General features: G+C 64.4%; 21 protein-coding genes and 1 tRNA gene. 3 read left to right on the forward strand and 19 right to left on the reverse strand.

The genetic code is table 11. The features are described from left to right. Positions 1-6 precede the first annotated feature (6 nt). The 5 genes from obgE to dapE all read right to left on the reverse strand — a co-directional run bounded on the left by obgE (position 7) and on the right by dapE (position 6,837). A complete protein-coding gene (gene obgE / locus Q0K62_RS00130) occupies positions 7-1,695 on the reverse strand; it encodes a GTPase ObgE (RefSeq protein WP_297315951.1) in 1,689 nt (562 codons plus the stop codon). Between the two features lie 97 nt (positions 1,696-1,792). Next, positions 1,793-2,044: a 50S ribosomal protein L27 gene (gene rpmA, locus Q0K62_RS00135; protein ID WP_297315952.1), complete on the reverse strand. Its 252-nt coding sequence runs from the start codon at positions 2,042-2,044 to the stop codon at positions 1,793-1,795. A 34-nt stretch (positions 2,045-2,078) separates the two neighbouring features. Further along, complete coding sequence (rplU, locus tag Q0K62_RS00140; RefSeq protein WP_297315953.1) at positions 2,079-2,387, reverse strand: 50S ribosomal protein L21; 309 nt, start codon at positions 2,385-2,387, stop codon at positions 2,079-2,081. A gap of 130 nt (positions 2,388-2,517) precedes the next feature. After that, positions 2,518-5,340, reverse strand: coding sequence for an Rne/Rng family ribonuclease (locus Q0K62_RS00145; protein WP_297315954.1), 2,823 nt, complete (start codon positions 5,338-5,340; stop codon positions 2,518-2,520). Positions 5,341-5,586: 246 nt separating this feature from the next. Then, positions 5,587-6,837, reverse strand: coding sequence for a succinyl-diaminopimelate desuccinylase (dapE, locus tag Q0K62_RS00150; protein ID WP_297315955.1), 1,251 nt, complete (start codon positions 6,835-6,837; stop codon positions 5,587-5,589). Between the two features lie 186 nt (positions 6,838-7,023). On the opposite strand from dapE, the gene Q0K62_RS00155 reads away from it, so the two are divergent. Continuing rightward, positions 7,024-7,968 (forward strand): AEC family transporter, encoded by a 945-nt coding sequence (locus tag Q0K62_RS00155; protein ID WP_297316037.1) that lies wholly within the window; start codon positions 7,024-7,026, stop codon positions 7,966-7,968. 220 nt (positions 7,969-8,188) lie between these two features. Here the strand turns inward: Q0K62_RS00155 and Q0K62_RS00160 are convergent, their stop codons facing one another. The 9 genes from Q0K62_RS00160 to Q0K62_RS00200 all read right to left on the reverse strand — a co-directional run bounded on the left by Q0K62_RS00160 (position 8,189) and on the right by Q0K62_RS00200 (position 18,604). After that, entirely contained in the window at positions 8,189-9,571 is a 1,383-nt protein-coding gene (locus tag Q0K62_RS00160; RefSeq protein WP_297315956.1) for a Maf family nucleotide pyrophosphatase, read from the reverse strand. After that, positions 9,561-10,607, reverse strand: coding sequence for a homoserine kinase (gene thrB, locus Q0K62_RS00165; RefSeq protein WP_297315957.1), 1,047 nt, complete (start codon positions 10,605-10,607; stop codon positions 9,561-9,563). The genes Q0K62_RS00160 and thrB overlap by 11 nt, the downstream gene beginning before the upstream one ends. Further along, entirely contained in the window at positions 10,607-11,929 is a 1,323-nt protein-coding gene (locus tag Q0K62_RS00170; protein ID WP_297316038.1) for a homoserine dehydrogenase, read from the reverse strand. The genes thrB and Q0K62_RS00170 overlap by 1 nt, the downstream gene beginning before the upstream one ends. Positions 11,930-12,081: 152 nt before the next feature. Next, positions 12,082-12,444 (reverse strand): pyridoxamine 5'-phosphate oxidase family protein, encoded by a 363-nt coding sequence (locus tag Q0K62_RS00175; protein ID WP_297315958.1) that lies wholly within the window; start codon positions 12,442-12,444, stop codon positions 12,082-12,084. Between the two features lie 65 nt (positions 12,445-12,509). Further along, positions 12,510-14,081, reverse strand: a complete 1,572-nt coding sequence (locus Q0K62_RS00180) for a diaminopimelate decarboxylase (protein WP_297315959.1) — start codon at positions 14,079-14,081, stop codon at positions 12,510-12,512. 42 nt (positions 14,082-14,123) lie between these two features. Further along, positions 14,124-15,881, reverse strand: coding sequence for an arginine--tRNA ligase (argS, locus tag Q0K62_RS00185; protein WP_297315960.1), 1,758 nt, complete (start codon positions 15,879-15,881; stop codon positions 14,124-14,126). A 55-nt stretch (positions 15,882-15,936) separates the two neighbouring features. Continuing rightward, on the reverse strand, positions 15,937-16,326 hold the full coding sequence (locus Q0K62_RS00190) for a Rid family detoxifying hydrolase (RefSeq protein WP_297315961.1): 390 nt from the start codon (positions 16,324-16,326) through the stop codon (positions 15,937-15,939). A gap of 184 nt (positions 16,327-16,510) precedes the next feature. Further along, entirely contained in the window at positions 16,511-18,265 is a 1,755-nt protein-coding gene (gene spxB, locus Q0K62_RS00195; protein WP_297315962.1) for a pyruvate oxidase, read from the reverse strand. A 266-nt stretch (positions 18,266-18,531) separates the two neighbouring features. Next, positions 18,532-18,604: transfer RNA gene (locus Q0K62_RS00200), tRNA-Arg, on the reverse strand. A 574-nt stretch (positions 18,605-19,178) separates the two neighbouring features. On the opposite strand from Q0K62_RS00200, the gene Q0K62_RS00205 reads away from it, so the two are divergent. After that, positions 19,179-19,829: a hypothetical protein gene (locus Q0K62_RS00205; RefSeq protein WP_297315963.1), complete on the forward strand. Its 651-nt coding sequence runs from the start codon at positions 19,179-19,181 to the stop codon at positions 19,827-19,829. 91 nt (positions 19,830-19,920) lie between these two features. Here Q0K62_RS00205 and Q0K62_RS00210 read toward each other — a convergent pair whose 3' ends face one another. The 3 genes from Q0K62_RS00210 to Q0K62_RS00220 all read right to left on the reverse strand — a co-directional run bounded on the left by Q0K62_RS00210 (position 19,921) and on the right by Q0K62_RS00220 (position 23,415). Next, positions 19,921-20,886, reverse strand: coding sequence for a tetratricopeptide repeat protein (locus Q0K62_RS00210; RefSeq protein ID WP_297315964.1), 966 nt, complete (start codon positions 20,884-20,886; stop codon positions 19,921-19,923). 100 nt (positions 20,887-20,986) lie between these two features. Next, the gene (locus Q0K62_RS00215; RefSeq protein ID WP_297316039.1) at positions 20,987-22,003 is read right to left on the reverse strand and encodes a hypothetical protein; all 1,017 of its coding nucleotides are present in this window, start codon (positions 22,001-22,003) and stop codon (positions 20,987-20,989) included. An 8-nt stretch (positions 22,004-22,011) separates the two neighbouring features. Next, positions 22,012-23,415, reverse strand: coding sequence for a hypothetical protein (locus Q0K62_RS00220; protein ID WP_297315965.1), 1,404 nt, complete (start codon positions 23,413-23,415; stop codon positions 22,012-22,014). A gap of 95 nt (positions 23,416-23,510) precedes the next feature. Here Q0K62_RS00220 and Q0K62_RS00225 point away from each other — a divergent pair, with 95 nt between their 5' ends. Beyond that, positions 23,511-24,458, forward strand: a complete 948-nt coding sequence (locus Q0K62_RS00225) for an FKBP-type peptidyl-prolyl cis-trans isomerase (protein ID WP_297315966.1) — start codon at positions 23,511-23,513, stop codon at positions 24,456-24,458. 99 nt (positions 24,459-24,557) lie between these two features. On the opposite strand, the gene Q0K62_RS00230 is transcribed toward Q0K62_RS00225, so the two are convergent. Continuing rightward, positions 24,558-25,460 (reverse strand): cysteine ABC transporter substrate-binding protein, encoded by a 903-nt coding sequence (locus Q0K62_RS00230; RefSeq protein ID WP_297315967.1) that lies wholly within the window; start codon positions 25,458-25,460, stop codon positions 24,558-24,560. Between the two features lie 76 nt (positions 25,461-25,536). Beyond that, positions 25,537-26,442, reverse strand: coding sequence for an amino acid ABC transporter ATP-binding protein (locus Q0K62_RS00235; protein ID WP_297316040.1), 906 nt, complete (start codon positions 26,440-26,442; stop codon positions 25,537-25,539). Between the last annotated feature and the right edge of the window lie 71 nt (positions 26,443-26,513).

Consider the following 26,513-nt stretch of genomic DNA (forward strand, 5'->3'; position numbering starts at 1 on the left):
GGTCGATCAGTCCCCTTCCCCGGTCTGGTCCACCTGGGTGTCCGCCTCCTGGGCCGGCCGACCCAGGAGACCTTCCATGTCGTGGGGGTCGTCGGCCACGGAAGGATCGGCCCAGTGCCCGACCTTGCGCTCCCGGTCCATGACCTCGCGCACGGCCTGACGGGCGTCCATCATCCTGTGGTACTCCTCGCGGCGCTGACTGTTGGTCCGGCGGCGGGTACGGCCCTCGGTCTCCTCCAGACGGATGTCCTTGCCACGGGCGATCCGGGGGGTTCCGTCCAGCATCTCGGCCCCGGCGGCGATGGTCGGATCCCAGTCGAAGGCCATGGCATCATCCCCGGGGCCGATCCTGACCTCATCGCCCGGGTGGGCACCCTCCCGCCGGAGGGCGTCCTCCACGCCCAGGCCCGCCAGCCGGTCGGCCAGGAAGCCCACGGCCTCCTCGTTGTCGAAGTTGGTCTGGCGGACCCAGCGTTCGGGCTTCTCCCCACGGACCTGGAACCAGTGCTGACCGTCGCGGTTCCGTCTGCGTTCCACCGTGAAATCGCCAAGGGTATCCCCCCTGCGGCCCCGACGGGTCTCCAGGGGCCGGATGACCACCCGGGCCTCCTCCTCGGCGGCCTGGGCTCTGAGCTTGCCACGCAGGTGGGTGACCAGGGCGGCCAGGTAATAGCCCAGCTCCTTGAGCCCCTGATGGGAGGCAGTGGAGACGATGAAGACCTTCAGCCCCATGCGTTCGAATTCGGGACGGACGAATTCGGCCAGCTCCCGGGCCTCGGGCAGGTCGGCCTTGTTGAGGATGACCACCCTGGGCCGCTGTTCCATGGGGATGACCCCCAGGGGCAGCTCCAGCCGGTCGGCGTATCTGGCGAGTTCATCCTCCAGGGCACGGTAATCGCTGACCGGGTCCCTGTCCGGCTCCAGGGTGGCGCAGTCGATCACATGGGCGATGATCTCGGTCCGCTCGATATGGCGGAGGAACTCCAGGCCCAACCCCTTGCCCTGGGAGGCGCCGGGGATCAGCCCAGGCACGTCGGCCATGGTGAAACGGTCATCCCCGGCCTGGACCACGCCCAGGTTGGGGACCAGGGTGGTGAAAGGATAATCGGCGATCTTGGGCTTGGCCGAGCTCATGGCGGCCACCAGGCTCGACTTGCCGGCACTGGGGAAACCGACCAGGGCCACATCGGCCATGGACTTGAGTTCCAGGACCAGGTCCCTGTCCTGGCCAGGCTCACCCAGGAGGGCGAACCCGGGCGCCCTCCGCGCCTTGTTGGCCAGAGATCGGTTACCCAGACCTCCGATGCCACCCTGGGCGGCGACGAATCGGTCCCCCGCGTGGTTCAGATCGGCCAGACGCCTGCCGGGTCGCTTGGTCTCGCCCTCATGGCCCTCGGCGGTGAAGACCACCGTACCCACCGGCACCGGCAGAATCAGATCCTGGCCACGGCTGCCGTCCTTGTCGCCGCCCAGGCCCATGGTGCCCGAATCGGCCTTGCGGTGGGGCAGGAAGCGATAGTCCAGGAGACTGGTGGCGTTGGTGTCGGCCTCCAGGATGACCGATCCGCCATGCCCCCCGTCACCACCATCCGGCCCAGCCAGGGGCTTGTACTTCTCACGGCGTATGGAGGATGCCCCATTGCCACCGTCTCCGCCCTTGACATGGACGGTGACACGATCCACGAATGCACTCATACCAACCAACCCCTATGCTCTCCGACCAAGCGGCCGCCGTCCGAACAATGAAAAAAGCCGCGTCCTTACCGGGCGCGGCTGAAGCGATGAAGACAGCTCAGGCCGTGACGACATCCACGACCTTGCGGTCACGACGCTCGCCGAACCTGACCTCGCCATCCGCCAGTGCGAAGAGGGTGTGGTCCTTGCCCAGACCCACATTCCGACCGGGATGGAACTTGGTGCCACGCTGACGGACGATGATGTTGCCCGCCACGACGGTCTCGCCGCCGAACTTCTTGACGCCCAGGTACTGAGGATTCGAATCGCGCCCGTTACGAGAGCTGGACGCGCCCTTCTTGTGTGCCATGTCTGGATTCCTTTCCTAAGCTTTTCGACCCGAATCAGGCGATGGCCGTGATCCTGACCACAGACAGCTTCTGACGGTGACCCTTGCGGCGTGCCACGCCGGTCTTGTTCTTGAACTTCTGAATGTTGATCTTGGGGCCCTTGGCCTCGTCATCCACGATCTCGCCCTTGACGGAGATCTTGGCCAGATCCTTGGCGGCCAGGGTCACCTTGGCTCCATCGACGACCAGTGCGACCGGAAACTCGACCGACTCGCCCTTCTTGGCGCCCAGACGGTTGACCTCAATCAGGTCACCGACCTGGACCTTCTCCTGATGGCCTCCGGCCTTCACAATCGCGTACATAGCCCTACCTTGCCTGTTTGTCTAAAGCTGAGCGCGCCCGGAACCCTGTCCGGACACCAGCCAACTACTATATAGGCAAACACACCGCATCGTCAAATGTATTCACCCTATTGCCAAAACGGGTTTCAGCTTACGACTCCTGGGCGACATCCACCGAATCCGTGGACTCCGTGTCGTCCTCATCCCGGTCGCCCTCGTCGGAGGCGGCCTGGGCCGCCGCAGCGATCTGGGCCAGCTTGGCCTTGACGGCCGGGGTGGACCCGGTGGTCACACTCTCCTTGGCCGACGCATTATGGCCGTGCTTGTTGGTCTTGACGAAGGGATCGCCACCCTTGACGGCGTAAGGGTCATCATAGGAAGCGGAGATGGTCGGCTCATCGTGGAGGATGAACCCACGCCCATGGCAGGTGGGGCATTCCTCGGAGAAGGCCTCTACCAGGCCCTGGCCCACCCTCTTGCGGGTCATCTGGACCAGACCCAGCGAGGTGACCTCGGCCACCTGGTGCTTGGTGCGGTCGCGGGCCAGGCACTCCACCAGACGGCGCAGGACCAGGTCGCGGTTGGCCGGCATGACCATGTCCACATAGTCAATCATGATCATCCCGCCGATGTCACGCAGTCGCAGCTGCCGGGCGATCTCCTCGGAGGCCTCCAGGTTGCACCTGGTCACGGTCTCCTCCAGTGACTTGCCCCTGCCGATGAAACGGCCGGTGTTGACATCGATGGTGGTCATGGCTTCGGTGCGGTCGATGACCAGGGAGCCGCCGGAGGGAAGGTAGACCTGACGCTCCATGCCCTTGCGCAGCTGGCTGTCGATGCTCCACTTGTCGAAGACATCCTTGCCCTCATGCTCGGACGGGTCCCACCTGACCAGCTTGTCCTTGAGGTCGGGGGCCATGGTGTCCAGGTAGTTCTCGACCCGGTCGTAGACCCGGTCACCCTGGACCACCAGGCTGGAGAAGTCATCGTTGAAGATGTCACGGACCACCCGGATGGCCACGTCGGGCTCACCCTGGAGGAGCTTGGGCCGCTTGCCGTGCAGGAACTCCTTGCGCTTGGACTCGATCTGCTCCCACTGACGCTGGAGGTTCTCCAGATCCTTGGTCAGGGCCTCCTCGCTGGCACCCTCTGCCGCCGTACGGATGATGACCCCCATGTCCTTGGGGGCGATCCTGGAGACGATCCCCTTGAGGCGGGACCGCTCGTGGTCGGCCAGCTTGCGGCTGACACCGGTCATGCCCCCCGAGGGAACCAGGACCAGGAAGCGGCCCGCCAGGGTCACCTGGGAGGTCAGACGGGCGCCCTTGTGGCCGATGGGGTCCTTGGTGACCTGGACCAGGACGGGGTCGCCCGACTTGAAAGCCAGCTCGATACGACGGGGCTGCCCCTCCAGACGGGTGGTGTCCCAGTTGACCTCGCCGGCGTAGAGAACACCGTTGCGGGCCTGGCCGATGTCGACGAAGGCGGCCTCCATGCTGGGCAGGACGTTCTGGACCCGCCCCAGGTAGACGTTGCCGACCGTGGAGACCTCCTGGATGTCGGAGACGTAGTGCTCCACCAGGATGTCATCCTCGATGACCGAGATCTGTGTGTGCTGCTCCTTCTCGCGCACCACCATGAGCCGGTCGACATTCTCGCGGCGGGCCAGGAAGTCCTGCTCCACCAACTGGGACTGGCGCGAACGCTCACGACGGTTGTCGCGCCGACGCTGCTTCTTGGCCTCCAGGCGGGTGGACCCCTCGATGTCGGTGATCTCATCGATGTACTGCTGCTTGCGGGAGCGGCGGGAACCACCTGTCTCCTCGGCCTCCGGTTCGGAAGACCTGGAACCACGTCTGCGCCTGCGGCGACGGGTCAGTCCCCCCTCTTCCTCCTCCTCGTTCTCATGGTCACGGGAGCGGCGACGACGGCGGGAGCCGAGCTTCTCGGTCTCCTCCTCGTGGACGCGCTCACCCTTGCCGCGACGGTGACGGCGGGAGGATCGGGAGGGGGCCTCCGCGGAGTCTTCCTCATCCTCGTCGTTGATGAAGGTAATGCCTTCGTGGTCGAGGTCCTCCTCGATCAGTTCCACCTCATCGGCGGCGCGGCGTTCCTCGGCATTGAGCCTGCGGGACCTGCGGGACCCGGACTCTGGACGCTCTTCTTCCTCCACACCGGACCCATCGTCAACGGCGTTGCGTGAACGCCGGCTCCTGGACCTGCGGGAGGGCCTGGGCGCTGCCGGCTCCTTCTCATCCTCCGTGCCGGATTCATCCCCGTCCTCCGGGGCCACCGGAATGACGGGCTCCTGGAAGAGAAGGGAGGTCATGGGCCGGGCCGGGGCCGGGGCCGAGGAAGCCGTCCGCGATGAACGGGCCTTGGACCTGGTCGACCGGGACCTGCGGCCCTGGTCATCGTCCTCCTGGACAAGGCCGGTCAGGGATTCCACGGCCTCCAGGGCACGTTCCTGACGATCGTCCGATTCCCCGGAGGAATCATGACCGGACCCGGAACGACGGCGGGAGGGGACCTCGGTCGATTCCGAGGCCTTGGTCCGGGTGGACCTGCGTGGTCTGGTCGAAGTCTTGCGGCGGCGGGATGCGGGCGCCTCTTCATCCTCGTCCGACCGGTCCTGATCCGCGGCTTGGGACTCGTTCAGGTCCGGTTCCGGATCCTGTCGGGGGGACCGACGACGGGTGCTGGAACCCGATCGGGTCTCCTCGCCCTCATCCCGGGTCTTGGTGCGGCGGCGACGCCCCCTGCCGGAGGTCGTCTCCTCGTCCTGATCGGCCTCGACCTTGACAGGTACGTGGGCGCCGGCGGCACCCGCCACCCGGACCACACGCCGTCCACCACGGCGACGACGGGTGGTTCCCTTCTCATCCTGGGGATCCTGGTCGGATGCCGGTCGGCTTGTTTGCGTTGCACCTGCTGAGGATTCTTCTTTACTGTCCTCGTTCGTATTCCTGGGCACTATGCTCCTTGCGGCACGCTGACTCGAACCGCGCTCACGGGTCCGACACTCTGTCACTCCACACTCTCACTGTGGCCGCACACCCTGTGGGATGCGCTCGGTCGGGACACCTTTGAAAAAGTCTTCCTGGCACAGGCGGACACCGGCGCCTGCATGGATCCAGACGAATCCATACAGGGGGATCAACGCCTACGCTGCAAGTGGTCAGGCAGAACCACCACTCTCAAGTATGACACAGATTTTGTATCATTGGTGTTTTTTGAGCCAGGAGACCAGGATCGACTCCAGCGACACCAGGTCATCCAAGGGAACCTGCTCATCCGACTTATGGGCAAGGAGGGGGTCTCCGGCACCCAGGTTGACGGCGGGGACGCCCAGGGCGGAGAACCGGGCCACATCGGTCCATCCCAGCTTGGGTCGGGGGGTGGAACCGTTGGTCTGGGTGATCAGATCCGTCAGGGACCGGGCCCAGGGCGAGGCCAGTCCGGGACGGGCCGCCGGGGACTCATCACACATCTCGACATCGAATCCCTCGAAGACCCCTCCGGTGGCCCGGTGCTCCCCATTGCCCAGCTCCGCACCGGCATCGGCCCCCATCATCAGGGCCTTGGCATCGGCCAGGGTCTTGTCCGGGGCGAAACGATAGTTGACGTGGACCCGGCATGTGTCGGGGATGACATTGGTGCCGGTCCCCCCGCTGATCATCGTGGCGTTGAGACCCTCCTGGTAGTCCAATCCATCCACGGCCACGGTCCTTGGCTGGTAGGCATCGAGTCTGGCCAGGATGGGGGCGGCGGAATGGATGGCATTACTGCCCATCCAGGACCGGGCCGAGTGGGCGGCCACCCCGTGGGTGACCAGGTCGAATCGCATGGTCCCGTTGCAGCCCGCCTCGATTCCGCAGTTGGTGGGCTCACCGATGATGGCGAAGTCGCCACGGACCCAGTCGGGATGGGCGGCCACCACCCTGCCCAGACCGTTCTTCTCGGCCGCGACCTCCTCATGGTCGTAGAAGACCAGGGTCAGGTCATAGACCGGGTTGTCCAGGACGGAGGCCAGATGGAGCATAACCGCATCAGATGCCTTCATGTCGGCGGTGCCCCGCCCCCGGAGCACCCGGGAACCCGGATGGGCCTGGGCCACGTCGGACCTGATCTCCGGGTCGCCGGTCTCCAGCCACCGGGGCGGCAGGTTCCCATTGACCGGGACCGTATCCAAATGACCGGCCATGACGATCCTGTGGGACCTGCCCAGGTCGGTCCGGGCCACGACCGTGTCACCCAACCTGTCAACCCGCCAGGAAGGGCAGGCCGCGAGCGCCGCCTGGACGGCATCCGCCAGCGGCCCCTCATCGTCGCTGACCGAGGCGGTGGCCACCATCCGCTCCAGTATCAGGGCCAGGGCCTCCTCGGAAGGCAGGGCGGATGTGCCGTCCAGGAGTCCCGTCTCCCGGGAACCGTGCCGGCGGGGTGCCATATCCTGCGGAATCGTGTTCATAGGACCATGCTATAGGCAGATGATTTCGGGGATGTCGGGACTTCCGAGCCTTGGATGGGCCCATCCGTCCATGGGACATCCGGAACGGGATCGGCATCCGGGTGGCACAATGGTGGTGCCCGGTGCCGGTACCCGAGTCCGTCACCGTCCGCATGACCACGATTTTGGGAGTTGGTGAAAGAAAAGATGCCCGGTCTGCTCAGTGCCATGGAAGGCTTTTTCATCATCGGCGTCGTCATTGCGGTGGGCTATGTGGCCTCCCGCTTCCATATCGGCGGGCCCTCGGCCCAGATGGTTCTGAACAAGTTCTCCTTCTTCGTCTCCACCCCCTGCCTCATGTTCGCCATCCTCTCCAAGCAGAGGCTCAGCGTCATCTTCCATCCCAGCATCATCGTGGCCTTCTTCTCGGCGGCGGCCGTGGGGCTGATCTTCGTTGCCCTGAACGCCCTGACCTTCCATATGGATGCGGCGAATGCCACCATCGGGGCCCTGAACTCGCTCTACCTGAACTCCAACAACATCGGCCTGCCTGTGGCCACCTACATCCTGGGCAACCCCACCCTGGTGGCCCCGATCCTGGTCATGCAGCAGGCCCTCTTCACACCAATAGGCCTGACCGTCCTGGATGCCACGACCACCGGGAAGCTGTCCCTGAAGACCATCATCAAGCAGCCCCTGAAGCAGCCCATCCTGCTCGGGTCCCTGGGCGGGATCCTGATTTCAGCCATCAGCGCCCAGGCAGGGCACTTCGTGATTCCCGACTTCGTCTTCAAGCCCATCGACATGATCGGCGCCTCGGCGGTCCCCATGATCCTGATGGCCTTCGGCATGTCCCTGCGCGGCTCCAGGCCCATGGGGAAGGGGACCGATCGACGGGCCACCCTGACCGTGGTGATCCTGAAGAACCTGGTCATGCCCATCATCGCCTTCCTCCTCGCATGGTTCGTCATGGGTTTCCGGGGCGTGGAACTCTACGGGTGCGTGGTCCTGGCAGCCCTGCCCACCGGGCAGAACGTCTACAACTATGCGGCCCGGTACAACGTGGGGACCACCTTCGCCCGGGACGGAATCCTGATCAGCACGATCACCTCACCAATGGTCATCGCCCTGATCGCCGTCATCCTGGGCTGAGCGGGCAGGCTCTCCCCCAGTCTCCCCGGACCCCGATAGGGCCGTCAGGACAATCCCCGGAGCCGTCAAAAAGGGGACGGGCCCCACTCAGAGTTCCCGGAGGAGAAATGGATGGCACTGCTGGAAGTGTCGGGCAGTGGGAGCGCAATATGCGAATCAGCACCGGACTCATGAACACAGCGTACCGGCAGGAAATGTCACCGATGGAACTCGACCCGGATTAATCCCTGGCGGCCAGGTCCTCGAGGCGACGACGGAAGTGGGGCCAGTCCTGGCCGAAAGCACCCAGGAGGGGACGGGAGTCGACCTGATCGATGGGAACCCAGGCCAGCTCGATGCTCTCGTCGTCGTTCATGTGCGGGTCCACCCGGTGACCGGGCCGCTCGAAGGCCAGGATGGTGGTGTATCCCCAGGGGCCATGGTCCTCAAGGTGGGAACCGACCACCTGGATGTCTTCGGGATGGACGTTGGCCTCCTCGTAGCTCTCGCGCAGGCCGCCCTCCAGGGGGCTCTCGCCGTCCGAGACGGCACCGCCGGGCACACCCCAGGTTCCACCCTCGGCGCTCCACCTGGCACGGTGCTGGAGAAGGACCTCGGTCAGGACACCGGTCTGCTGGTCACGACGGGCCAGGAGGACACCGGCCGCGCCGTTCAGGCCCCAGTGCTGCTTCCCACAGGCACAGTTCACCCAGCCGTCACCAGGCTGATGGACGTTTCCCTTGGGAGGGACGATTCCGCTTGGATCGGTCCGGTCCTCCGAATCCGCGGGCCGGACCAGGGCCGGATCCCAGAGGTCGGCCCAGTGCAGTCCCAGCTGCCCGACCAGGGAGCGCAGGGTTGGCATGCTCAGTCCCATGACCCCGCTGGGATCACCCTCGATTCCGGTGATGAAGGCGCTGCCCAACCCCTCCAGGGTGAAGGATCCGGCCACCTCCAGGGGCTCCCCGGTGGCGATGTAGGCCTCCATGTCGTCCCGGTCATACTGCCCGAAGGAAACCTCGGCCCTGCTGACGGCGCGGACCCTCCGTCCAGAGGCCACGTCGGTCAGGCAGTGGCCGGTGACCAGGGTGCCGGTACGACCCCGCATGGCCATGAGCCGTTCCATGGCCACCTCGGGCGTATGGGGCTTGCCCATGATCCGCCCGTCAAGGCTGAACAGTGAATCGCACCCCAGGAGCAGGGGCCCGACCTTGGCCCGGACCATGCCCGCCCAGGACCTGACGGCCTGATGCATGGGCTCCACCTGTGCCGGGTCCTCGGCCCGGGCATCAAGGGGCCTGACCACGACCAGGTCCCCCTGTGCCTGGGTCTCGGCGTCAATGACCGCACGCAGGGTCTGCAGAATCAGGTCGGCCTTGCCCTCTGCCAGGATGGAGACCCTGTCCTCTATGGACAGGTCGGCCACTCTGAGCCCCTGTGCCTGGGCGGCATCCTCCAGGGCCTTGGGTTCATCCAGGTGGGACTTGCGGATGACGGGACTGATTCCTCCCTTGACCAGGAGGGCCTGGCGGGAGGGCGACTGGGAGGCCAGGATGAAGGGGATGTGCCCCCTGCCTTGGCCGGTCTGCACCGTCGCCTTGGAGGTCCGGGCTTCAGCAGCCATTCAGGTCACCATCCCCATCGCATTCCACCTGAACCCCTTGCAGGTCCACATCCAGCTGGAGGATCCGCCAATGGCCGGAATCCAGCTGGTCCTTGGCCAGGACCTTGAGATCCTCCGAGGCATCCCCGTAGTGGAGGACGATGACGCAGGGCCCGGCGCCCGAGACCGCGGCGGCGTACCCGTGTCGGCGGAAGAGGTCGATCAGGTCGGTCGATGCGGGCATCAGATTCGCCCGGTAGGGCTGGTGGAGCCTGTCCTGGGTGGCCACGAAGAGGAGGGAATTGGCCCTGACGGACAGGTCCTCCCCCGGACCGGCCAGGCTGGAGGGATTCAGGGCCCCGGGGATCAGGGCGACCCTGGACAGGTTGTGGACGGCATCGGCATAGGGCACCTGGTCGGGCAGGGCCCGACGGGCCTTCTCGGTGGAGAGGTGGAAGTCGGGCACGAAGACCGTGGCCCTGATGGCCGGATCCACCTGGTAGCGCAGGCTGTGGAAGCCCGGTGCCAACGGGGTGCCTCCGGCGATGGGGAGGGACCCCACACCCTCGTCGGTGACCAGGTCGTAGGAGACGGTCAGCCCCCCGTAGACGGCCGGAGCCACGTTGTCGGGGTGCCCCTCGATCCGGGCGGCAAGGTCGAAGATGGCATCCCGGGAGATCCGGCCCGGGTGGGCAAAGGCCGCTGCCGCACTGATCCCGGCCACGATGGCCTCGGCGCTGGACCCGAGTCCCCGGGCCTGGGGAATCCGGTTGGAGGCGGTCATGAGGAAGCCGAACCGGGGCAGCCCGAAGACCTGGCAGGCCTTTCGGAAGGTGGAGACGACCAGGTGGGTCTCATCCCTGGGCAGGGTACCCTCCCCCTCCCCCCTGATGACCACGTTGACGGAGGTGTCGGCAGGGTCGGCCGCCCGGGTGAAGACGATCTCGTCATGGTGGTCCAGGGCCAGACCCACCGCGTCGAAGCCCGAACCCAGGTTGGCGCTGGTGGCGGGAACCCGGACCCGCACGGTCGGTATCCGGGGGTGGTCCGCGCCCATCAGAGGGCGTCCTGGTCGAAGACGCGCAGGATGGAGGCCTGGCCGGTCACCGAGTCGAAGGTGGACACCCGTTTGACGACCTGGCGCAGGGTCGCCTCATCGCAGAGGTGGGTGACCACCCTGAGCTGCTGGATCTCCCCGCTGTAACCCGGATCGTGCAGGGTGGGCTTGATGTCCTGGTTGACCCCGTTGATGGAGATGCCCTCCTGGGAGAAGACCTGGGCGATGGCCGCCAGGACGCCTGGCTTGTCGTGGATCAGGAAGCGGACGGCGAAGGCGGCCCGGGAAGCCTCCAGGGGGGCCATGGGCACCTGGGCGTACATGGGGATGATCGGGCCCATTCCCTGCTGGGCTATGTGCCGGGCCTCGGTGACCACATCACCGACCACGGCGGAGGCCGTAGGGGCGCCACCGGCCCCACGCCCGTAGAACATGAGGTCATCGGCCGCCTCGGCGGTGACGAAGACCGCGTTGAAACTGCCGTGGACCGAGGCCAGGGGGTGGGTGTCGGGAATCAGGGCCGGGTAGACCCTGGCCGAAATGCCCTGGTCGGTGCGCTCGGCCACGGCCAGGAGTTTGATCACCCTGTGCTCGGCCTTGGCCGCGGCGATGTCGTCGGCCGTGATGGCCCTGATCCCCTCGACCGGCACATCATCCATCCGCACATCCCGGTGGAAGGCCAGGGTGGCCATGATGGCGGCCTTGGCGGCGGCATCCAGGCCATCCACGTCCGCGGTCGGATCGGCCTCGGCGAACCCCTTGGCCTGGGCATCGCCCAGGGCCTCCTCGAACTGGAGCCCCTTGGTGGTCATCTCGTCGAGAATGTAGTTGGTGGTGCCGTTGACGATGCCCACCAGGCTGGTGATCCTGTCTCCCACCAGGGATTCCCGCAGGGGGCGGACGATGGGGATGGCCCCGCCTACAGCGGCCTCGAAGTAGATATCAACACCATGATCCTGGGCCGCCTGGTAGAGTTCCGGCCCGTGCCGGGCCAGGAGGGCCTTGTTTGCCGTGACCACGGAGGCCCCTGACCCGATGGCCTTGAGCAGGAGGGTCCGGGCCGGCTCGATGCCGCCGATGAGCTCAATGACGACGTCGGCCCTGGTGACCAGACCCTCTGAATCGGTGGTCAGGAGGGACTTGTCGATCCAGTCCGCCGTGACCTTGGAGGGGTCCAGAACTGCAATACCGACCAGTTCCAGTGGGCGACCAACCCGGCTGGCCAGGTCCTCGCATTCCTCGACCAGCAGACGGGCGGTCTGCGAGCCGACGGTTCCGGCCCCCAGGAGGGCGATACGGATGGGTTTATCGGATTCCGTCATGGGCTTCGCGGACATGTGCGCTCCTTCATTCGTACCCCGGTGCGTCGGGTACCATAGAGTATCCATCCTAGAGAATCAATCCGACACAGGCGGCGGGGATTCCACCCATATGGACTGCCTCCGTCCGGTCAGACCTCGAGCTGATGACCACTCTAGTCGGAAAGGATCACACTGACCTCCTCGAAGGTGACCTCGAAGAGCGCCAACCTGTCGCGGAAGGGCCCGATCCGCTCCATGTATCCCGGCCTCTTCCTCTCGAAGACAGGGGCCACATCCTCGCAGGTCCTGGAACTAAGACGGGCAACCCCCTCTCCCCGCACGCATGCTATTGGTTCACCGGGGAGGGTGACGAAGACCACCTTCCCGTTCTTCCCTATCTGTTCCACCTTCCTGGACTCCGGGTAGGTGACGAAGTAGAGGATTTTCTCCTCGGGATCATAGGAGAAACCGACCATCCGCACGTCGGGTTGCCCAACAACGCTGGTAGCCAGGGCCATGACCCGTTGCGTACCCATGATCCTTAAAAAAATCCTGACGGATATCCATAACCGTGCTCCTTGCCATCCGGCCTTTCCCGGCCTCAGCCCTGATCCAGGTCGAGCAGATCGTCCATGGTCTGCCCCCGCAGCATCAGGTGGTCGCCCACCCCGTCCAGGGCCACGACCGGGGGAATCAGGACCTGGTTGTAGTTGCTGGCCATGGTCCGCCCATAGGCGCCGGTCACCGGCACCAGGAGGAGGTCCCCCCGGTGGATGTCGGCGGGCAGGGAGACGTCACGTACGACGATGTCGCCGGACTCGCAGTGTCTGCCGACCACCCGGGCGCGAATGGTCTCCCCACTGCCCTTGCGGTTGGCCAGGATCACCGTGTAGTCGGCCCGGTAGAGGGCCGGACGAATGTTGTCGCCCATGCCACCGTCCACCGATACGTAGGTCCTTACGGTCCCGTCCGAAAGGGGTACCGGCTTGACGGTGCCCACCCGGTAGAGGGTCATTCCGCTGGGACCGGCGATCCATCGGCCGGGCTCAAAGGAGAGAACGGGCATGGGCATGCCCAGCCGGTCGTTGATCCTGGTGATGGCATGACCCAGGTCGTCAAGGGCCTCGGACAGATCCATCCGGTCCTCGTCCGGCAGATAGGGGACGGAGAAGCCGCCACCCAGATCCACCTCGGGCAGGAGGAACCCATCGGTCTCCCAGAAGGTCCGTCTCAAGAGCATCATGCGCTTGGCCGCCTGGACAAAGGCCGAGGCCCCGTGGATCTGCGACCCGATGTGGGTATGGATTCCCACCAGCTCCAGATCGTCCGCATGGGTCTGAATATCCTTCAGGACCTTGATGGCCGGACCATCCGCCAGCATGTCCAGGGCTGCGGCGAGGGCCGGATCCACCAGGGCCCCATCGGCACCAGCCCGGAAAAGGTCGGAGGAATCCGTGGACAGTATCCCGCTTCCTGATTGGGTTCGCCCGCTTGGGGGTTGACTTCCCTCCCCTGCCCCATCCGGGCATGATGCCTGTCCTCCCTCGCCACCGTAGAGGTCAAGGAGGGAGGCATCGGCACCCGGTGCCAGCATGGGAACCCCGAATTTCTGATCCTCGTGGGAGGTGGAGATGTACTCGTGGCCACCGGCATGGACCCCGACCGTGATCCTGACCATGACCCGGGCACGTTTGCCCTGGCTGTGGGCTATGGCGGCTATGCGTTCCGGCTCGTCGGCCGCATCGACGACGATCTTCCCGTACCCCTGCTCGACGGCCAGGGCGATCTCCTGGTCGGACTTGTTGTTGCCATGCAGGACCAGGCGACGGCCCGGGGCGCCGGCGGCCTTGGCGATCAGCATCTCACCCAGGGTGCAGGTGTCGATGTTGAGCCCCCGGTCCAGCATGATCCGCACGACCTCCTTGCTCAGGAAGGCCTTGCCGGCATAGCTGACCTGGGTGGTGGCCGTAGGCAGACTCCGGCTGACGATCTGTCTGAAGGTCCGGGCCCGTTCGGCCATGAAGGCGGTATCCATCAGGTAGACCGGGGTGCCGTAGCGATCCGCCAGGTCCCCGACAGGGACCCCCTGGATGCTCACGGCACCACAATCCTGGCGACGGACCGTCCGCGGCCAGATGTCACCCAGGTTCGACTGTTCCTTCTCCTGGCTCATGGAGTCCCCTTCCCTCGCGCAGTCCTGATCCGACCGGTCCGGTCACATCCTGTCCGGAGCGCAGACGCCCAGGAGATCGAGTCCGTTGGCGATGACCTGTTGGACAGCATCGTTGAGTCTGAGCCTGGCGGCCGCCCTGGCCGGCTCCGGGTTCTTGGCCTCCTGCCTGGCCGGATCATCCGCTCCGGTCAGCTCCATGGGGACCACCCGCTCCAGGTTGTACCAGCGGTGATACACCCCCGCCAGCTGCTCCAGGTAGTGGGCCACCCGATGGGGGGCCTTCTGGTCACCCGCCGTCTGCACGATGTTGGGGTAGAGGGCCAGGGTGCCCAGAACCTCGTTGTCGGCCCCGGTGTCCAGGAGGGCAAGGTCGGCCTTGGAGGCATCGATCCCGGCCTCTGCCGCATTCCTGTCGACGTTCCTGGACCGGGCATGGGCGTACTGGACGTAGTAGACGGGGTTCTCGTTGGTGTGGGAGACCAGGAGGTCCAGGTCGATGTCGACGGACTGGTTATAGTCGGTTCGGGCCAGGGAGTACCGGGCCGCGTCCACCCCGATGGCCTCGACCAGGTCGTCGATGGTGACCACGTTGCCGGCCCTCTTGCTCATCCGCACGGCCCGGCCATCCTTGAGGACGTTGACCAGCTGGCCGATCAGAATCTGCATGTTGACGCCCGGTTCGTCGCCGAAGGCGGCGCAGATGGCCATCATCCTGCCGATGTAGCCGTGGTGGTCGGCCCCCAGCATGTAGATGGCCTCGTCGCAGGGGTCCTTGTCACGCCGGCGCTTGTTCAGGTAGTAGGCGATGTCGGCCGCCACGTAGGCGGCATTCCCGTCGGACTTGATGACCACACGGTCCTTGTCGTCGCCGTACCTGCTGGAACGGAACCAGGTTGCCCCGTCCTTCTCGTAGATGTCGCCCTGGCCACGCAGTTCATCGATGGCCTTCTGCACCTGACCCGACTCATAGAGGCTGTTCTCATGGAACCAGACGTCGAAATCCACCCGGAAATCCTTCATGGACTGTTGGATTTCGGCGAACATCATCGGAACGGCCCGGCTGCGGAAGGCCTCACGCTGCTGGCTGTCGCCCTCGGCACCGTCCTCGTCCCTGACCCTGGGCAGGGCCAGGACATCCAGGCCCTCGGCCCTGGCCTCATCCACCACCCGCTGGGCGATCTCGTCGATGTAGGCACCCCTGTATCCGTCGGCCGGAACCGGCTCATGATGGGCCGCCGCCACCAGGGAGCGGCTGAACCGGTCGATCTGGGTGCCATGGTCGTTGAAGTAATACTCGCGGACCACCTTGGCCCCGTTGGCCTCCAGAACGCGGGCCATGGAGTCGCCGACCGCGGCCCAGCGGGTCCCCCCGATATGGATGGGGCCGGTGGGGTTGGCCGAGACGAATTCCAGGTTCAGGGTGCGCCCCTGGAGGTGGTCATTGGACCCGTAGGCCCTACCCTCCTTGAGGACGGTATCGACCACGGCCGCGGCCGAGGCGGAATCCAGGCTGATGTTGATGAAACCGGGACCGGCGACGTCCACGCCGGCGATCCCGTCGGCCTTGACCAGGGCCCGGGCCAGGGACTCCCCCAGGTCACGGGGCTTCATGCCGGCCTGCTTGGCCAGCTGCATGGCGATGTTGGTGGACCAGTCCCCATGGGAACGGTCCTTGGGCCTCATGACGGCCAGGTTTCCGGCGGCGGGAACCATGGAGGCATCCAGGTCACCCAGACCGCCCGCCTGGGCCAGTTGGACAGCGGTAGAGGAAATGATACGGGCAAGTGCTTCAGGACTCATGACCCCAAGTCTAGCGGGCCGGGTGACGAGTCGGCCGTCCGGTCCCACCCCGGGCTCAGGCCATGGCGATCACGTCGATCTCGACCAGGGCGCCCTTGGGGATCATATTGTTGCCAAAAGCCACCCGGGCGGGCCGGACCGAACCGATGAAGACCTGGGAATAGGCCTTGTCGACCTCGGTGAAGTCCTCCACGTTCCTCATGTAGACCGTGGCCTTGACCACCCTCTCCATCCCGGTGCCCGCAGCATCCAGGATGCTCTTGATGTTCTTCAGGGCCTGGACGGCCTGGTCGCCGGCCGTCCCCTGCACCAGGTCGCCGGTCTCCGGGTCGATGCCCAGCTGGCCGGAGACGAAGACGAACCCGTTTGCCTTGACCGCCTGGCTATAGGCCCCCAACGCCTGGGGTGCATAGGGTGTACCGATCTCTTCCAGACCCTCGTCCATGAACGTCCCTCCTCGGGTGCAGGCCCTTCCGGCCTCCGCCAGGGCAGGCGGTGCGGCAGGTGCCGATGGCTGACCGGAATTCCGGTCGAGTTGCTTCCAACTATAAACCGCCAGTACCCGAGGAGGGGTTATCAGGACCATTTCATCGCAATCGGATCAGTAGACCACTAAACCCGACCCCGGATCAGTGGGACCGGCTTTCCAGACCCATCCAGTAGGCCAGGGACTTCAGGTCTCCGGCCTGGTGGGTCTTGACGAACTCATCGATCTGTGCCTGGTCCTTGCAGGTCTCCGGGAAACGCATGTAACGGGTATCCAGGGGGCTGGCACCGGTCAGCTTCACATCGATGATCGAGGACCGGTCGGCCTTGCGGGCCTGGTCGAAGGCCCGACGGGCATCATCCAGGGTCCTCACCGTGAAGCCCAGGGCGCCGAAGCCCTCGGCCACCTTGGCCCAATCCGTATCGGGCAGGTCCACTCCGCTCAGAGGCTGGTGGCTGTCATCGCGCTGCTCGGCCTCGATGTATCCCAGGGTCTGGTTGGAGAAGACCACGTTGATGACCGGTGCCTGGTACTTGAGCTGGACCAGGACCTCCTCACCCAGCATGGCGAATCCACCGTCGCCGCTCAGGGAGTAGACCGTGGAATCCGGATACTCCAGCTTGGCGGCCAGGGCGGCCGGAACAGCGAAGCCCATGGTGGCGTGCCTGCCCGAAACGGCCCAGCGGTTGGTGGGCTTCAGGTGAAGGAGACGGAGGAAGTCGATGTCGACATTGCCCACGTCGGGAATGACGATGTCATTGTCCCCAAGCTGCCGGTCGATCACGTGGAAGACCGGTTCGGGCCTCAGGGGGGTGGAGGTGTCCCCGTTGAAGGAGGCCACCCACTTGTCCCAGTTCTCCTTGCTCCGCAGGCAGGCCCGGTAGAAGACCGACTCCTCCTGCTGGGTCCCGGCCGCGGTCAGGGCCTTCAGGGTCTCCCTGGCATCCGCCTGGATGGCCAGACCGATGTTGGGCTGGAAGCGCTTGCCCAGCTTGGAGGGATCCATATCGATTTGGATGACCTTGGTATGGGGAGCCACGAACATGGATCCGAAGGGGTTGTCGGACCCGATCCAGACCGAAAGGTCGGCCGTATAAATGGCCTCGGTGGCCGTCTTGGTGGCCACACGTCCCGCCGACTGGAGGTAGGCCGGATAGGTGTCCTCGACGATTCCCTTGGCCGGGAAGGTTGAGACCATGGGCATCTTGAACTTCTCCGACATGGCCACCAGCTCATCCCTGGCACCGCGGGCGCCCTGTCCGAAATAGAGCAGGGGTGCCTTGGCCGACCGGATCATCTCGACGGCCCGGGCCACCAGATCCTCCGGGGGCTTCAGGGGTTGGGGCTTGCGGAAATCGGCGGCCGAAGCAACCGGCCGGTCCTCGATCCGAGCCCAGGCCAGGTCCTTGGGGATGATGACCACGGAAACGCCCTTGTTCTTGTAAGCGCGTCTGATCGCCTCGTCGACCAGTCCGGGCAATCCATCGGCATTGGTGGCGGCCCTGTCGAAGACGGCCACATCGGAGAACATGGGAACCTCGTCCATGGCCTGGAAGAAGTCGATGTTCATGAACTGCTGGGGCACCTCACCAACCAGGGCCAGGACGGGCACCCCATCCTCACGGGCATCATAGAGCCCGTTGAGCAGGTGGACGGCACCGGGGCCCGAGGAGCCGAAGCAAACGCCGATCCGACCGGTCAGCTTGGCCTCGGCCGCAGCCGCCAGGGCACCGGCCTCCTCATGCCGCACCTGAATGAAGTCGATCCGATCGCGTTCATCATGGATGGCGTTCATCATGGAATCGAAGGATCCCCCGGGCAGACCGTATATACGCGGCACGCCCCACTGCTCCAAAACCCTGAGAACCGCATCCCCCGCATTGATCTGATTGGTCATGACCATCTCCTTTATCTGGTCCGGTGTCAGGACGGGATGCCACCTTGCACTGTCCGCACCTGCCGAAATATCCATCTCCCACTATCCCACCAGACCCCGTGACAGGTGGGTGCAAACGGGGCTGAATTCCTTGAGAGCGTAGCAAATGCAAGTCCTTTGCGTGAAAGCTCACATCAGATTCCACCGACTTCATATCGTCTTATCGTGGACGAGGGCTGAGGGACAATCACGGAAGATGAACGATGCCATGCACGTGATGGATGGAGTGGGCTCGAAGGGATTCGAACCCTCGACCTTCTGTTCCGGAGACAGACGCTCTATCCGCTGAGCTACGAACCCGACATGACCGTCCGAAGACGGGCAACAGGGACCATCTTAGGACACTTTGCCGAAAAATGCACCCGAAGCGGACCCTGGTGTCGCAGGAGATGGCCCTCCTTGCGGTGTGTCAGCACAGGAAAATACAGATTTGCGTTTACGGTGAAGGCAAGACTTCACGGAGTCGTATTGGTTGCGCCATTGCATCCGTCCACGGCTCCGCGAAGCCGCCAACAAACCCCGATTTTCTTCTCTCGGGCTGATTCTCACTGTAGTGTGTCCCTCCCCCGACCACAAGCGGCCTTCACATTCGGCAATCCACCCGGAAATTCCTTAGATCGGCCTGCCAACCATGCCGAGAAGCTTGGAATACCTAGGAATTGGGCATGGGTGCATTTCCAGATGATTCAATGAACAATCGACTGGAATATCAGCGCACGAATCGACCGACTCCAGGCAAGACCGAGGCAATCGCCTCGAACCCCCAGGCCCGGATCGTTACTCCGGTATCCCGCGCAAGACCGGTCCTCAACCATTTCCGGTCGGACCGGGACGGGGCATGGCATAGCCGGGTCCCATCACGTACCATGGAGGAATGCCGTTGGATGAGGAACACAAGGATTTCGAATTCGAGCGCCGTTTCTTTTGCAGACGGCTGCCTGAAAAGTTGACAAGGGAGGAAACTCCCACCCTGATTGTGCAGAGCTATTACGTGCACGAAGACAACTATGCCCTCCGAATACGCCTTCAGGCCAATGACTACGGGGTGCCCATGAGCGCCCACACCGATGCCCTGCACACCCTCCTGGAGAGCGGCGACCGTTTCACCGCGGCTTCGATGACGGCCAAGGGTCCATCCGTGGGCGGCACCAGGTATGAGGCTGAACGCGCCATCGACGTCGGCATAGCCCAGGAGCTCGTGTTGAGGGGCGGATCCCCCATAGTCAAGAACCGTTATGGTATCTGGCTGGACGAGGACTGGTGGAACCTGGATGCTTTCGGCGACAAGAACGCACCGTTGATTGTTGCCGAGGTGGAGCGGAGCGGGCCGGTGACCGACCTGACCATCCCGGACTTCTGTCTGACGGAAATCACCGATGACGCTCGATTCTCCAATGACGGTCTGGCCGACAGACCCTTCAGCCACTGGAAGGATACCTTCGACCAGGAGCTTGCCGAGCATGGACCGCACTTCCTGACCAATTTCGGATACAACAGGACCGAAAGGCCTGAAGATGGTCACTAGACGGTACCGGGGCCACCGCTCGGATGGCCACCCACCCCATGCGTGTAACCACGGCAGTCCTGCAGAAATCTTCCTGAACAGCTACAAAACGTCAGTACATCATCGTGGACAGCCGCCGACGGGCGTTGACCAGGCGCGGGTCCGCAGGCTCGGGAATCGAGAAATACTCCAGGAGCCGCTGACGGACCGGCTCCATCTGGTCACGATGCCCGCCGAGAAAATCCAGCAGACGGTCAAAGGCATCCTGAATCTGCCCCCCCAGCATGTCCACATCGGCCACCGCCAGCTGGGCGTCCAGGTCGTCAGGGGCATCGGCCGCGGCCTGCCGCACCTGGCGGACATCGGCACTGGCCGAACGGCTCATGAGGAGGGCCTTGGCATGTTCACGCCGGGCCAGGTCATCACCTGGGTCGGCCTCCATCACCTTGGCATAGGCCTGAGCAGCCCCGGCATAATCGCCCTCCCGGGCAAGTCGGTCGGCCTCCTGATGGGACGGGGGTACAGTCTGGGCCTGGGCATCCTGATCATCGGTGGATGACCCATCCTGACCGGTTTCCTGATAGGGGGCGGTGCCGGTGATGCCGGCCTTCTGAGCCATCTGGATGACCTGGGGAATGAGCTGATCGGTGATCTGCGTCAACTCCTCGTCCGTGGGCAATCCCTCCAGGATGGGCATGGGTCGCCCAGCCAGGAGGGCGAAGAGGGCCGGGGCCCCCTGAACCTGGAAGGTCTGGGCAATCTGCGGATTGGAGGCGATGTCGATCCGGGAAAGCTGAATCTTCCCCTCCTGGGCGTTGACCGCCTGGCCGAGCTTGGTCGCCAGGGGGAAGAGCCTGTCGTCGGTGGGTACCCAAAGCAGGAGAAGAATGGGGAAGGTGGTCGAGGTCTGCACCATGGCCTGGAAGCCGGCCTCGGTGGTGTCGATCACATACCCGCCGGCCGCCGGCGCCCCTCCGGCCTGACCCGGTTCGGCATCCACCTGGTGCTTGAGGGCACCCAGATCGACCGCCCCCGCCAGTGAAACACCGGGCTGACCCTGCTTGTCATTACTCGCCATGTTCATATCTCCTTGAGCCATTCGACCCCTACCCGTATGAAACCTCTTCCAGACAATCTAGTCGGTCCGGCGGTCTTTCACCCACCGCAATCTCGCCGGCTCAGACCGCCTCCACCTTGATGGGCTCTCGCTCGGCACCCACCGCCCGAATCTGATCCCGGGAGGTTGAGGAGGGCACATACAGGGCTATGACGTTGACGTAGGTGACCTTCATCGTGCTGGTTGCCTTCCCGTCGCCGAAGAGGGCCTTCTCAGCATCCGATGCCGGGGTGGACTCGCGCCCCTCCCCTGCGTGCCTGGTCCAGACCGAATTGATCTGGGCCACGACCAGATCTCCCCCCTCTGAGGAGTGCATGACCCGGATCTCACCATCCTGGGGGGAGAAGGTCTGGTCCTGGGACCCGCGGTTGGCCTCAATCCCCTTCTGGACAGCCTGGGTCAGGGTGTCCATGGAGGTACGGAAGTCATCCTGGGCGAAATCCTTGGCATACTGGCTGGAACCGGAATTCTGCAGGAGGTCGGCATACTGGCGGACCGCCTCGACCGGGGTGGCCTTGAGCCCCTCGTCGGTCGGGGAACCCATCTGGGCACCGATTGTGGCAACCGGGAACTTGGGCAGCTGGGCACCCTGGAAGAGCCGGGCCACCCCCCAGAGCTTGTAGTTCTCATGGGCCGACTCCTGGTTGAGGACCAAGAGACGCTTGGATTGCTGGTCCTCGGTGGTCGTGGTGATGGCAAAAACCGACCGGGGCCATCCCGGATCCCCAGGTATGACGGTCTGGGCGATGGATGTGGGGATGATGGTCTTGGGATTCAGGCTGCCTGTCGCCTTGGCGATCTGCAGCTCGCTGGTCCTGATCTGCAACTGGGGTCCGGAGACCCGCTCATCCAGGCCTGCAGGATCCTTGGACTCGTTGGCCTTGTCGAGGACCTGACCAATCTCCTTGCGGATCGCCGCCTCCTGCCTGGTCGTCAGATTGGGGGTGCGGGTGGCGGTGCCCGAAGACGGGGTCCCGGACTTCTGGACCTGGGGTACCTGGCCCTGGCAGGCCGCCAAGGAAGACAGAAGCCCCAGGGATATGACCACCACCAGTGGCCTGGTTACGAATCGATGCATCCTGCTCATCACTGCTCATCACCATCCTGCGCGAGATCGCCCTCATTGGCCAGTCTGGCCAGGTAGGATTCCATCTCCTCCTTGGAGATGACCGTGGTCTGCGAATCATCATCCACATCCAGGTCACCGGCAGCCGACCCGCCCGATTCTGCCGTCTCCACCGGACCTGCATCCGCATTCCAGGGCAGGTCGGTCGCTTCGGAACCGGCAGGGCTGACATTGTCGGAACCAGTATGGTTGGCATTGGCCATGCCACGGGCGGCGGCATAGGTCAAGGCACCCGGTCTGGGGACAACCACGGGCGATGTCTGCCTGCCGGCCCCCTGCTGGTTGCCGACGGACGCATCCCGCCCCTCTGCACGATCCGATTCCCAGGTGCCATGGTTGTCACTCCGGCCCTGGGCGGCGTCACGATTCGGACCGGACCTGGCCACCTCATGATCGGCCACCATGTTCCTGACCTGGGGATCGATCACCTTGGGCTCCTGCCCACCGACAAAGCCTTCTGTCCCGGTTGAAGATCCGGTTGATTCCGCCGAAGCCTCGACAGGGGCATCCCGGTCGTGGCGGCGATGCCTGCCCGCACCCCTCTTCCTTCTGCCCAAACCGGGTGCCACCACACTGCCCAAGGCCTGGGCCACACTCACCTCGGGCTCGAGCTCCTCCGCCTGCTCAACCTGCTTCTTGCGCCGCTTGGCGGGGTCCATGGCAAAGACCGTGGCGGAAAGGACCGTCAGAACGGCCAGGAGACCGCCACCAAAGTAGAAGGGGATGGCAAAGTCAGGCAGATTGCTACGCTCCCATAAGAGCTGCAGGTTCACGCCGGTCTTGGCGGCGGAGGTCTTTGACTCCTTCTGGTCGGGCCGGGTGTCGACCAGGACAACCAGATCGGGCCTGTCGACCTTGACCCTCATCCTGGCCGAGGAGTCACCACATTCGACCTGACGCCACATATCCGAATCCTTGAAGGGAACAGCCTTGGCCCCGTCCTTCACCTGTTCGCCCGAGACCTTACCCCGCGAGACATCGAGGGTCTCCCAATCATCGAGGCCCTTGATCCGGGTCACGTCCTGCCCGGCCGTCCAGCCGGCCGCATCCTGAGCCGTGGTCAGGGCCATACAGACCTGTGACCTCCCGGCCCCGGCCTTGAGGGGGGTTGCCTCGACACTGACCCGCTTGTCTACCAAGGGGAGCACTCCCGGATCGGTCACCACATACCGCGTATTGGCCCTGCCGCGCGCATCGACATGGGGGGAGGGCTTCCATACCGTGGCGTTCATGATGCCCAGAACGATGCAGGTCACAGCCAACAGCCCGAAGATCGGCGTGACCACACCACGCATGATCGTGCTACGGCGTGACGGCTTGCCAGGCCGGGGTTCACGTTCGGTTCCTTCAGTTTCTTGCTCCATAACATCGACATTCTACAGTGATGGACTTATAATCGGCTCGTTATGAGGGGCAAAATCTCCGTTACGCCCTAGACTTGGGGCTTATGACCACATTCATGAAGAAACGCACTACCGTTCGACAGTTCGCCTGCGTCATGTCCGCTCTGGTCCTCTGCGCCGGGCTCGCTTCCTGTTCGTCAGGCTCCGATACCCCCAAATCCGCCGCTGACACGATGAGCGGGGTTTCGGCGAAGGGGAAGCCGGGGTCCAAGCCCAAGATCAGCTTTGACACCCCCCTCAAGGTCAAGAACCAGTCCCACCAGGTCATCCAGGAGGGTGATGGGGACGTGATCGAGGACGGCGACAGGGTGTGCACACAGAGCGTGGCCCTCGACAACACGACCGGCAAGGAAATCAACTCCACCTGGGACAAGGGCAAGCCGGATTGCTCCATCGTCATCAGCAAGTCCTCCATCCCTGCGTATTACGACACCTTCCTCGGCCAGAAGGTCAATACCACGATCGCCATCGGCATCAATGACCAGGAGTCCGGCAACGCCCAGCAGGGCAGCAAGAAGAGCAGCCAGAATTCAAGCTACATCATGGCCCTCACCTTCGTTTCCAAGTCCAGGGACCTCACCCGGGCCGAGGGTGACGAGGTCAAGGACATTCCGTCCGACCTGCCCAAGATCAGCCTTGACGACAAGGGCAAGCCTTCCGTGGACCTGAACAAGTACAAGCCGAACGGCAAGCTGGTCTCCCAGACCCTGATCAAGGGCAAGGGTGCCAAGGTCGGCGAACACCAGACGGTCAGTGCCAACTACACGGGTTGGCTGGCCAGCAACGGCAAGCAGTTCGATTCATCCTGGGACAAGGGGAAGGCCGCCGACTTCAGCCTGGATCAGGTCGTCAAGGGCTGGCAGCAGGGTCTGGCCGGACAGACCGTCGGCTCCCAGGTGCTCCTGATCGTGCCCCCTGATCTGGGGTATGGCGATCAGGAGAAGTCGGGCATCCCCGCCAACTCCACCCTGATCTTCGTGGTCGATATCCTGGCCGCCTACTGACGGGTCTGCCGGTTTCCGGCATCAGACAAGGCCGGAGGCCCCACCCTTCGACATGCGGGGTGGGACCTCCGGTCCGGGTCATAACCACTTAACCGCGGTTCAGTCCGCGCCCCCTTCGATGACGATGTCATCGGGGTTCGCGGCATCGCCGTAGACCGGGGCCAGGGTCTTCTCGTAATCCTTGTGGAAGAACTGATCCTTGCCCAGCTTGACGATCTCCTCGTTGATGTAATCGAGGAGGGCCTTGTTGCCCTTCTGGACGGCCGGGGCGATGGTGGCCTCATCACCCAGCTTGGTGATGCCCACCGTAAAGCCCTTGTTGGCCTTGGCCCAGGCCAGGACCTCGGTGTTGTCGGTACTCAGCGCATCCCCGCGGTGGTCCTGCAGGGCGCTGTAGGCATCGGCGTACTGGTCGTACTTCTGGAGCTTCACCTTGGGGTAGTTCTTCTCGAAGAAAGGCTCGGCGGTCGTCCCCTTGGCGATGATCAGGTTCTTCCCCTCCAGGTCCTTGACATCCCTGATGGGTGCGGACTCAGGCGAGACCACACCCAGGAAGACCTTCATGTAGGGTTTGGCGAAATCCACCTTCCGGGCCCGCTCGTCGGTGACCGTGAAATTGGCCAGGGTCACATCCACCTTGTTGCTGGACAGGACATCCACGCGGGCCGCCGGGTCCACCGAGGTGTACTCGGGTTCGACACCCAGATCCTTGGCCAGACGCTCGGCCAGGACCACGTCGTACCCCTGGTACTTGCCATCCTTGTCCACATATCCGAAAGGCGCCTTGTCGGAGAAGACGGCAACCTTGAGCTTGCCCGACTTCTTGATGGCATCCAGGGAGCGGGCCGACTGGGAGGTTCCCGTCGACCTGCCCTCGCTCCCCCTGTCGTCGCCGGGCGTGGATGCGGACGGACCGCAGGCCGCGACCGAGGCCATCATTACGATCGAGGCCCCGACCGCCACCGTCGCCCGAACCAATCGGCTCAACACTTTTGCCGCCATAGTCCCTCTTTTCCTTGTTTTCCCTATTGGTTGTCCGCCCTCATGGACGGCTCCCGGGGTTGGTCCCCGGAAAAATCTATACATTTCCCTGACCCGCCTGATGGGCCTGTTCCCCGACCCCGTCTCCACGCCTGCGCTCGTAGGTGAAGGTGGAGAGGAACTGCCGGGCCCGCTCCGTGGCAGGGTCGGTGAAGAAGCGCTCGGGATCGTCGGATTCCTCGACAAGGCTCCCCCTGTCCAGGAGGACGATATGATCGGCGATCCCCCTGGCGAAGGCCATCTCATGGGTGACGATCATCATGGTCAACCCCTGGTCGGCCAGCTCAAGAATGACCTGGAGGACCTCACGGACCATCTCGGGATCCAGGGCAGCGGTCACCTCGTCGAAGAGCATGATCTCCGGGTGGAGGATCAGGGCACGGCAGATGGCCACACGCTGTCGCTGGCCTCCCGAAAGCTCGTTGGGCCAGGCATCCTTCCGGTCCGCGAGCCCCACCCGGTCCAGGAGCTCCAGGGCCTCCTTCCGGGCCTCGTCCCTGGACCGCTTCTGGACCAGGACCGGGGCCATGGTCACGTTGTCCAGGACGGTCTTGTTGGGAAAGAGGTCATAGCTCTGGAAGACCATGCCGATCCGGGTACGCAGGTCGGTGCTGCGGGTGCCGGAGACGCGGTTCCCCCTGGGTGCCCTGACCCCCTTGGAGGCATCGCCGGACTCAACGGTCCGCCCATCCAGGAGGATCCTGCCGCCCTGGATCGGCTCCAGGCCGGCAATGGTCCGCAACAGGGTGGACTTGCCCGAGCCGGAGGGGCCCAGGACCACGAAGACCTTCCCCTTGGGGATCCGGAAGGATATGTCGTTCAGGACCGGGACATCTGCACCGGGGTACTGCTTGACCAGGTGTTCCACCTCCAGCACGGACCTCTGCCCGACCCCGGTCCGCCCCTCCGGGTCGGTGGTTCCGGATGATCGCAATGGTTCCATCGACCGGGCCGACCCTGTCGGGCCCAGGGTCCCGGCCGATTCCCGCCCGGCTTCCAGCCGGTTTTCCTGCC

It is taken from the genome of uncultured Bifidobacterium sp. (genome assembly GCF_945269915.1).
GTDB lineage: Bacteria > Actinomycetota > Actinomycetes > Actinomycetales > Bifidobacteriaceae > Bombiscardovia > Bombiscardovia indica.

Excerpts from the sequence above, each read along its gene's own strand:
- obgE (WP_297315951.1), bottom strand. The coding sequence starts at position 1,695 with ATGAGTGCATTCGTGGATCGTGTCACCGTCCATGTCAAGGGCGGAGAC.
- rpmA (WP_297315952.1), bottom strand. The coding sequence starts at position 2,044 with ATGGCACACAAGAAGGGCGCGTCCAGCTCTCGTAACGGGCGCGATTCG.
- rplU (WP_297315953.1), bottom strand. The coding sequence starts at position 2,387 with ATGTACGCGATTGTGAAGGCCGGAGGCCATCAGGAGAAGGTCCAGGTC.
- dapE (WP_297315955.1), bottom strand. The coding sequence starts at position 6,837 with ATGAACACGATTCCGCAGGATATGGCACCCCGCCGGCACGGTTCCCGG.
- Q0K62_RS00155 (WP_297316037.1), top strand. The coding sequence starts at position 7,024 with ATGCCCGGTCTGCTCAGTGCCATGGAAGGCTTTTTCATCATCGGCGTC.
- Q0K62_RS00160 (WP_297315956.1), bottom strand. The coding sequence starts at position 9,571 with ATGGCTGCTGAAGCCCGGACCTCCAAGGCGACGGTGCAGACCGGCCAA.
- thrB (WP_297315957.1), bottom strand. The coding sequence starts at position 10,607 with ATGGGCGCGGACCACCCCCGGATACCGACCGTGCGGGTCCGGGTTCCC.
- Q0K62_RS00170 (WP_297316038.1), bottom strand. The coding sequence starts at position 11,929 with ATGACGGAATCCGATAAACCCATCCGTATCGCCCTCCTGGGGGCCGGA.
- Q0K62_RS00175 (WP_297315958.1), bottom strand. The coding sequence starts at position 12,444 with ATGGGTACGCAACGGGTCATGGCCCTGGCTACCAGCGTTGTTGGGCAA.
- Q0K62_RS00180 (WP_297315959.1), bottom strand. The coding sequence starts at position 14,081 with ATGAGCCAGGAGAAGGAACAGTCGAACCTGGGTGACATCTGGCCGCGG.
- argS (WP_297315960.1), bottom strand. The coding sequence starts at position 15,881 with ATGAGTCCTGAAGCACTTGCCCGTATCATTTCCTCTACCGCTGTCCAA.
- Q0K62_RS00190 (WP_297315961.1), bottom strand. The coding sequence starts at position 16,326 with ATGGACGAGGGTCTGGAAGAGATCGGTACACCCTATGCACCCCAGGCG.
- spxB (WP_297315962.1), bottom strand. The coding sequence starts at position 18,265 with ATGACCAATCAGATCAATGCGGGGGATGCGGTTCTCAGGGTTTTGGAG.
- Q0K62_RS00205 (WP_297315963.1), top strand. The coding sequence starts at position 19,179 with ATGCCGTTGGATGAGGAACACAAGGATTTCGAATTCGAGCGCCGTTTC.
- Q0K62_RS00210 (WP_297315964.1), bottom strand. The coding sequence starts at position 20,886 with ATGGCGAGTAATGACAAGCAGGGTCAGCCCGGTGTTTCACTGGCGGGG.
- Q0K62_RS00215 (WP_297316039.1), bottom strand. The coding sequence starts at position 22,003 with ATGCATCGATTCGTAACCAGGCCACTGGTGGTGGTCATATCCCTGGGG.
- Q0K62_RS00220 (WP_297315965.1), bottom strand. The coding sequence starts at position 23,415 with ATGGAGCAAGAAACTGAAGGAACCGAACGTGAACCCCGGCCTGGCAAG.
- Q0K62_RS00225 (WP_297315966.1), top strand. The coding sequence starts at position 23,511 with ATGAAGAAACGCACTACCGTTCGACAGTTCGCCTGCGTCATGTCCGCT.
- Q0K62_RS00230 (WP_297315967.1), bottom strand. The coding sequence starts at position 25,460 with ATGGCGGCAAAAGTGTTGAGCCGATTGGTTCGGGCGACGGTGGCGGTC.
- Q0K62_RS00235 (WP_297316040.1), bottom strand. The coding sequence starts at position 26,442 with ATGGAACCATTGCGATCATCCGGAACCACCGACCCGGAGGGGCGGACC.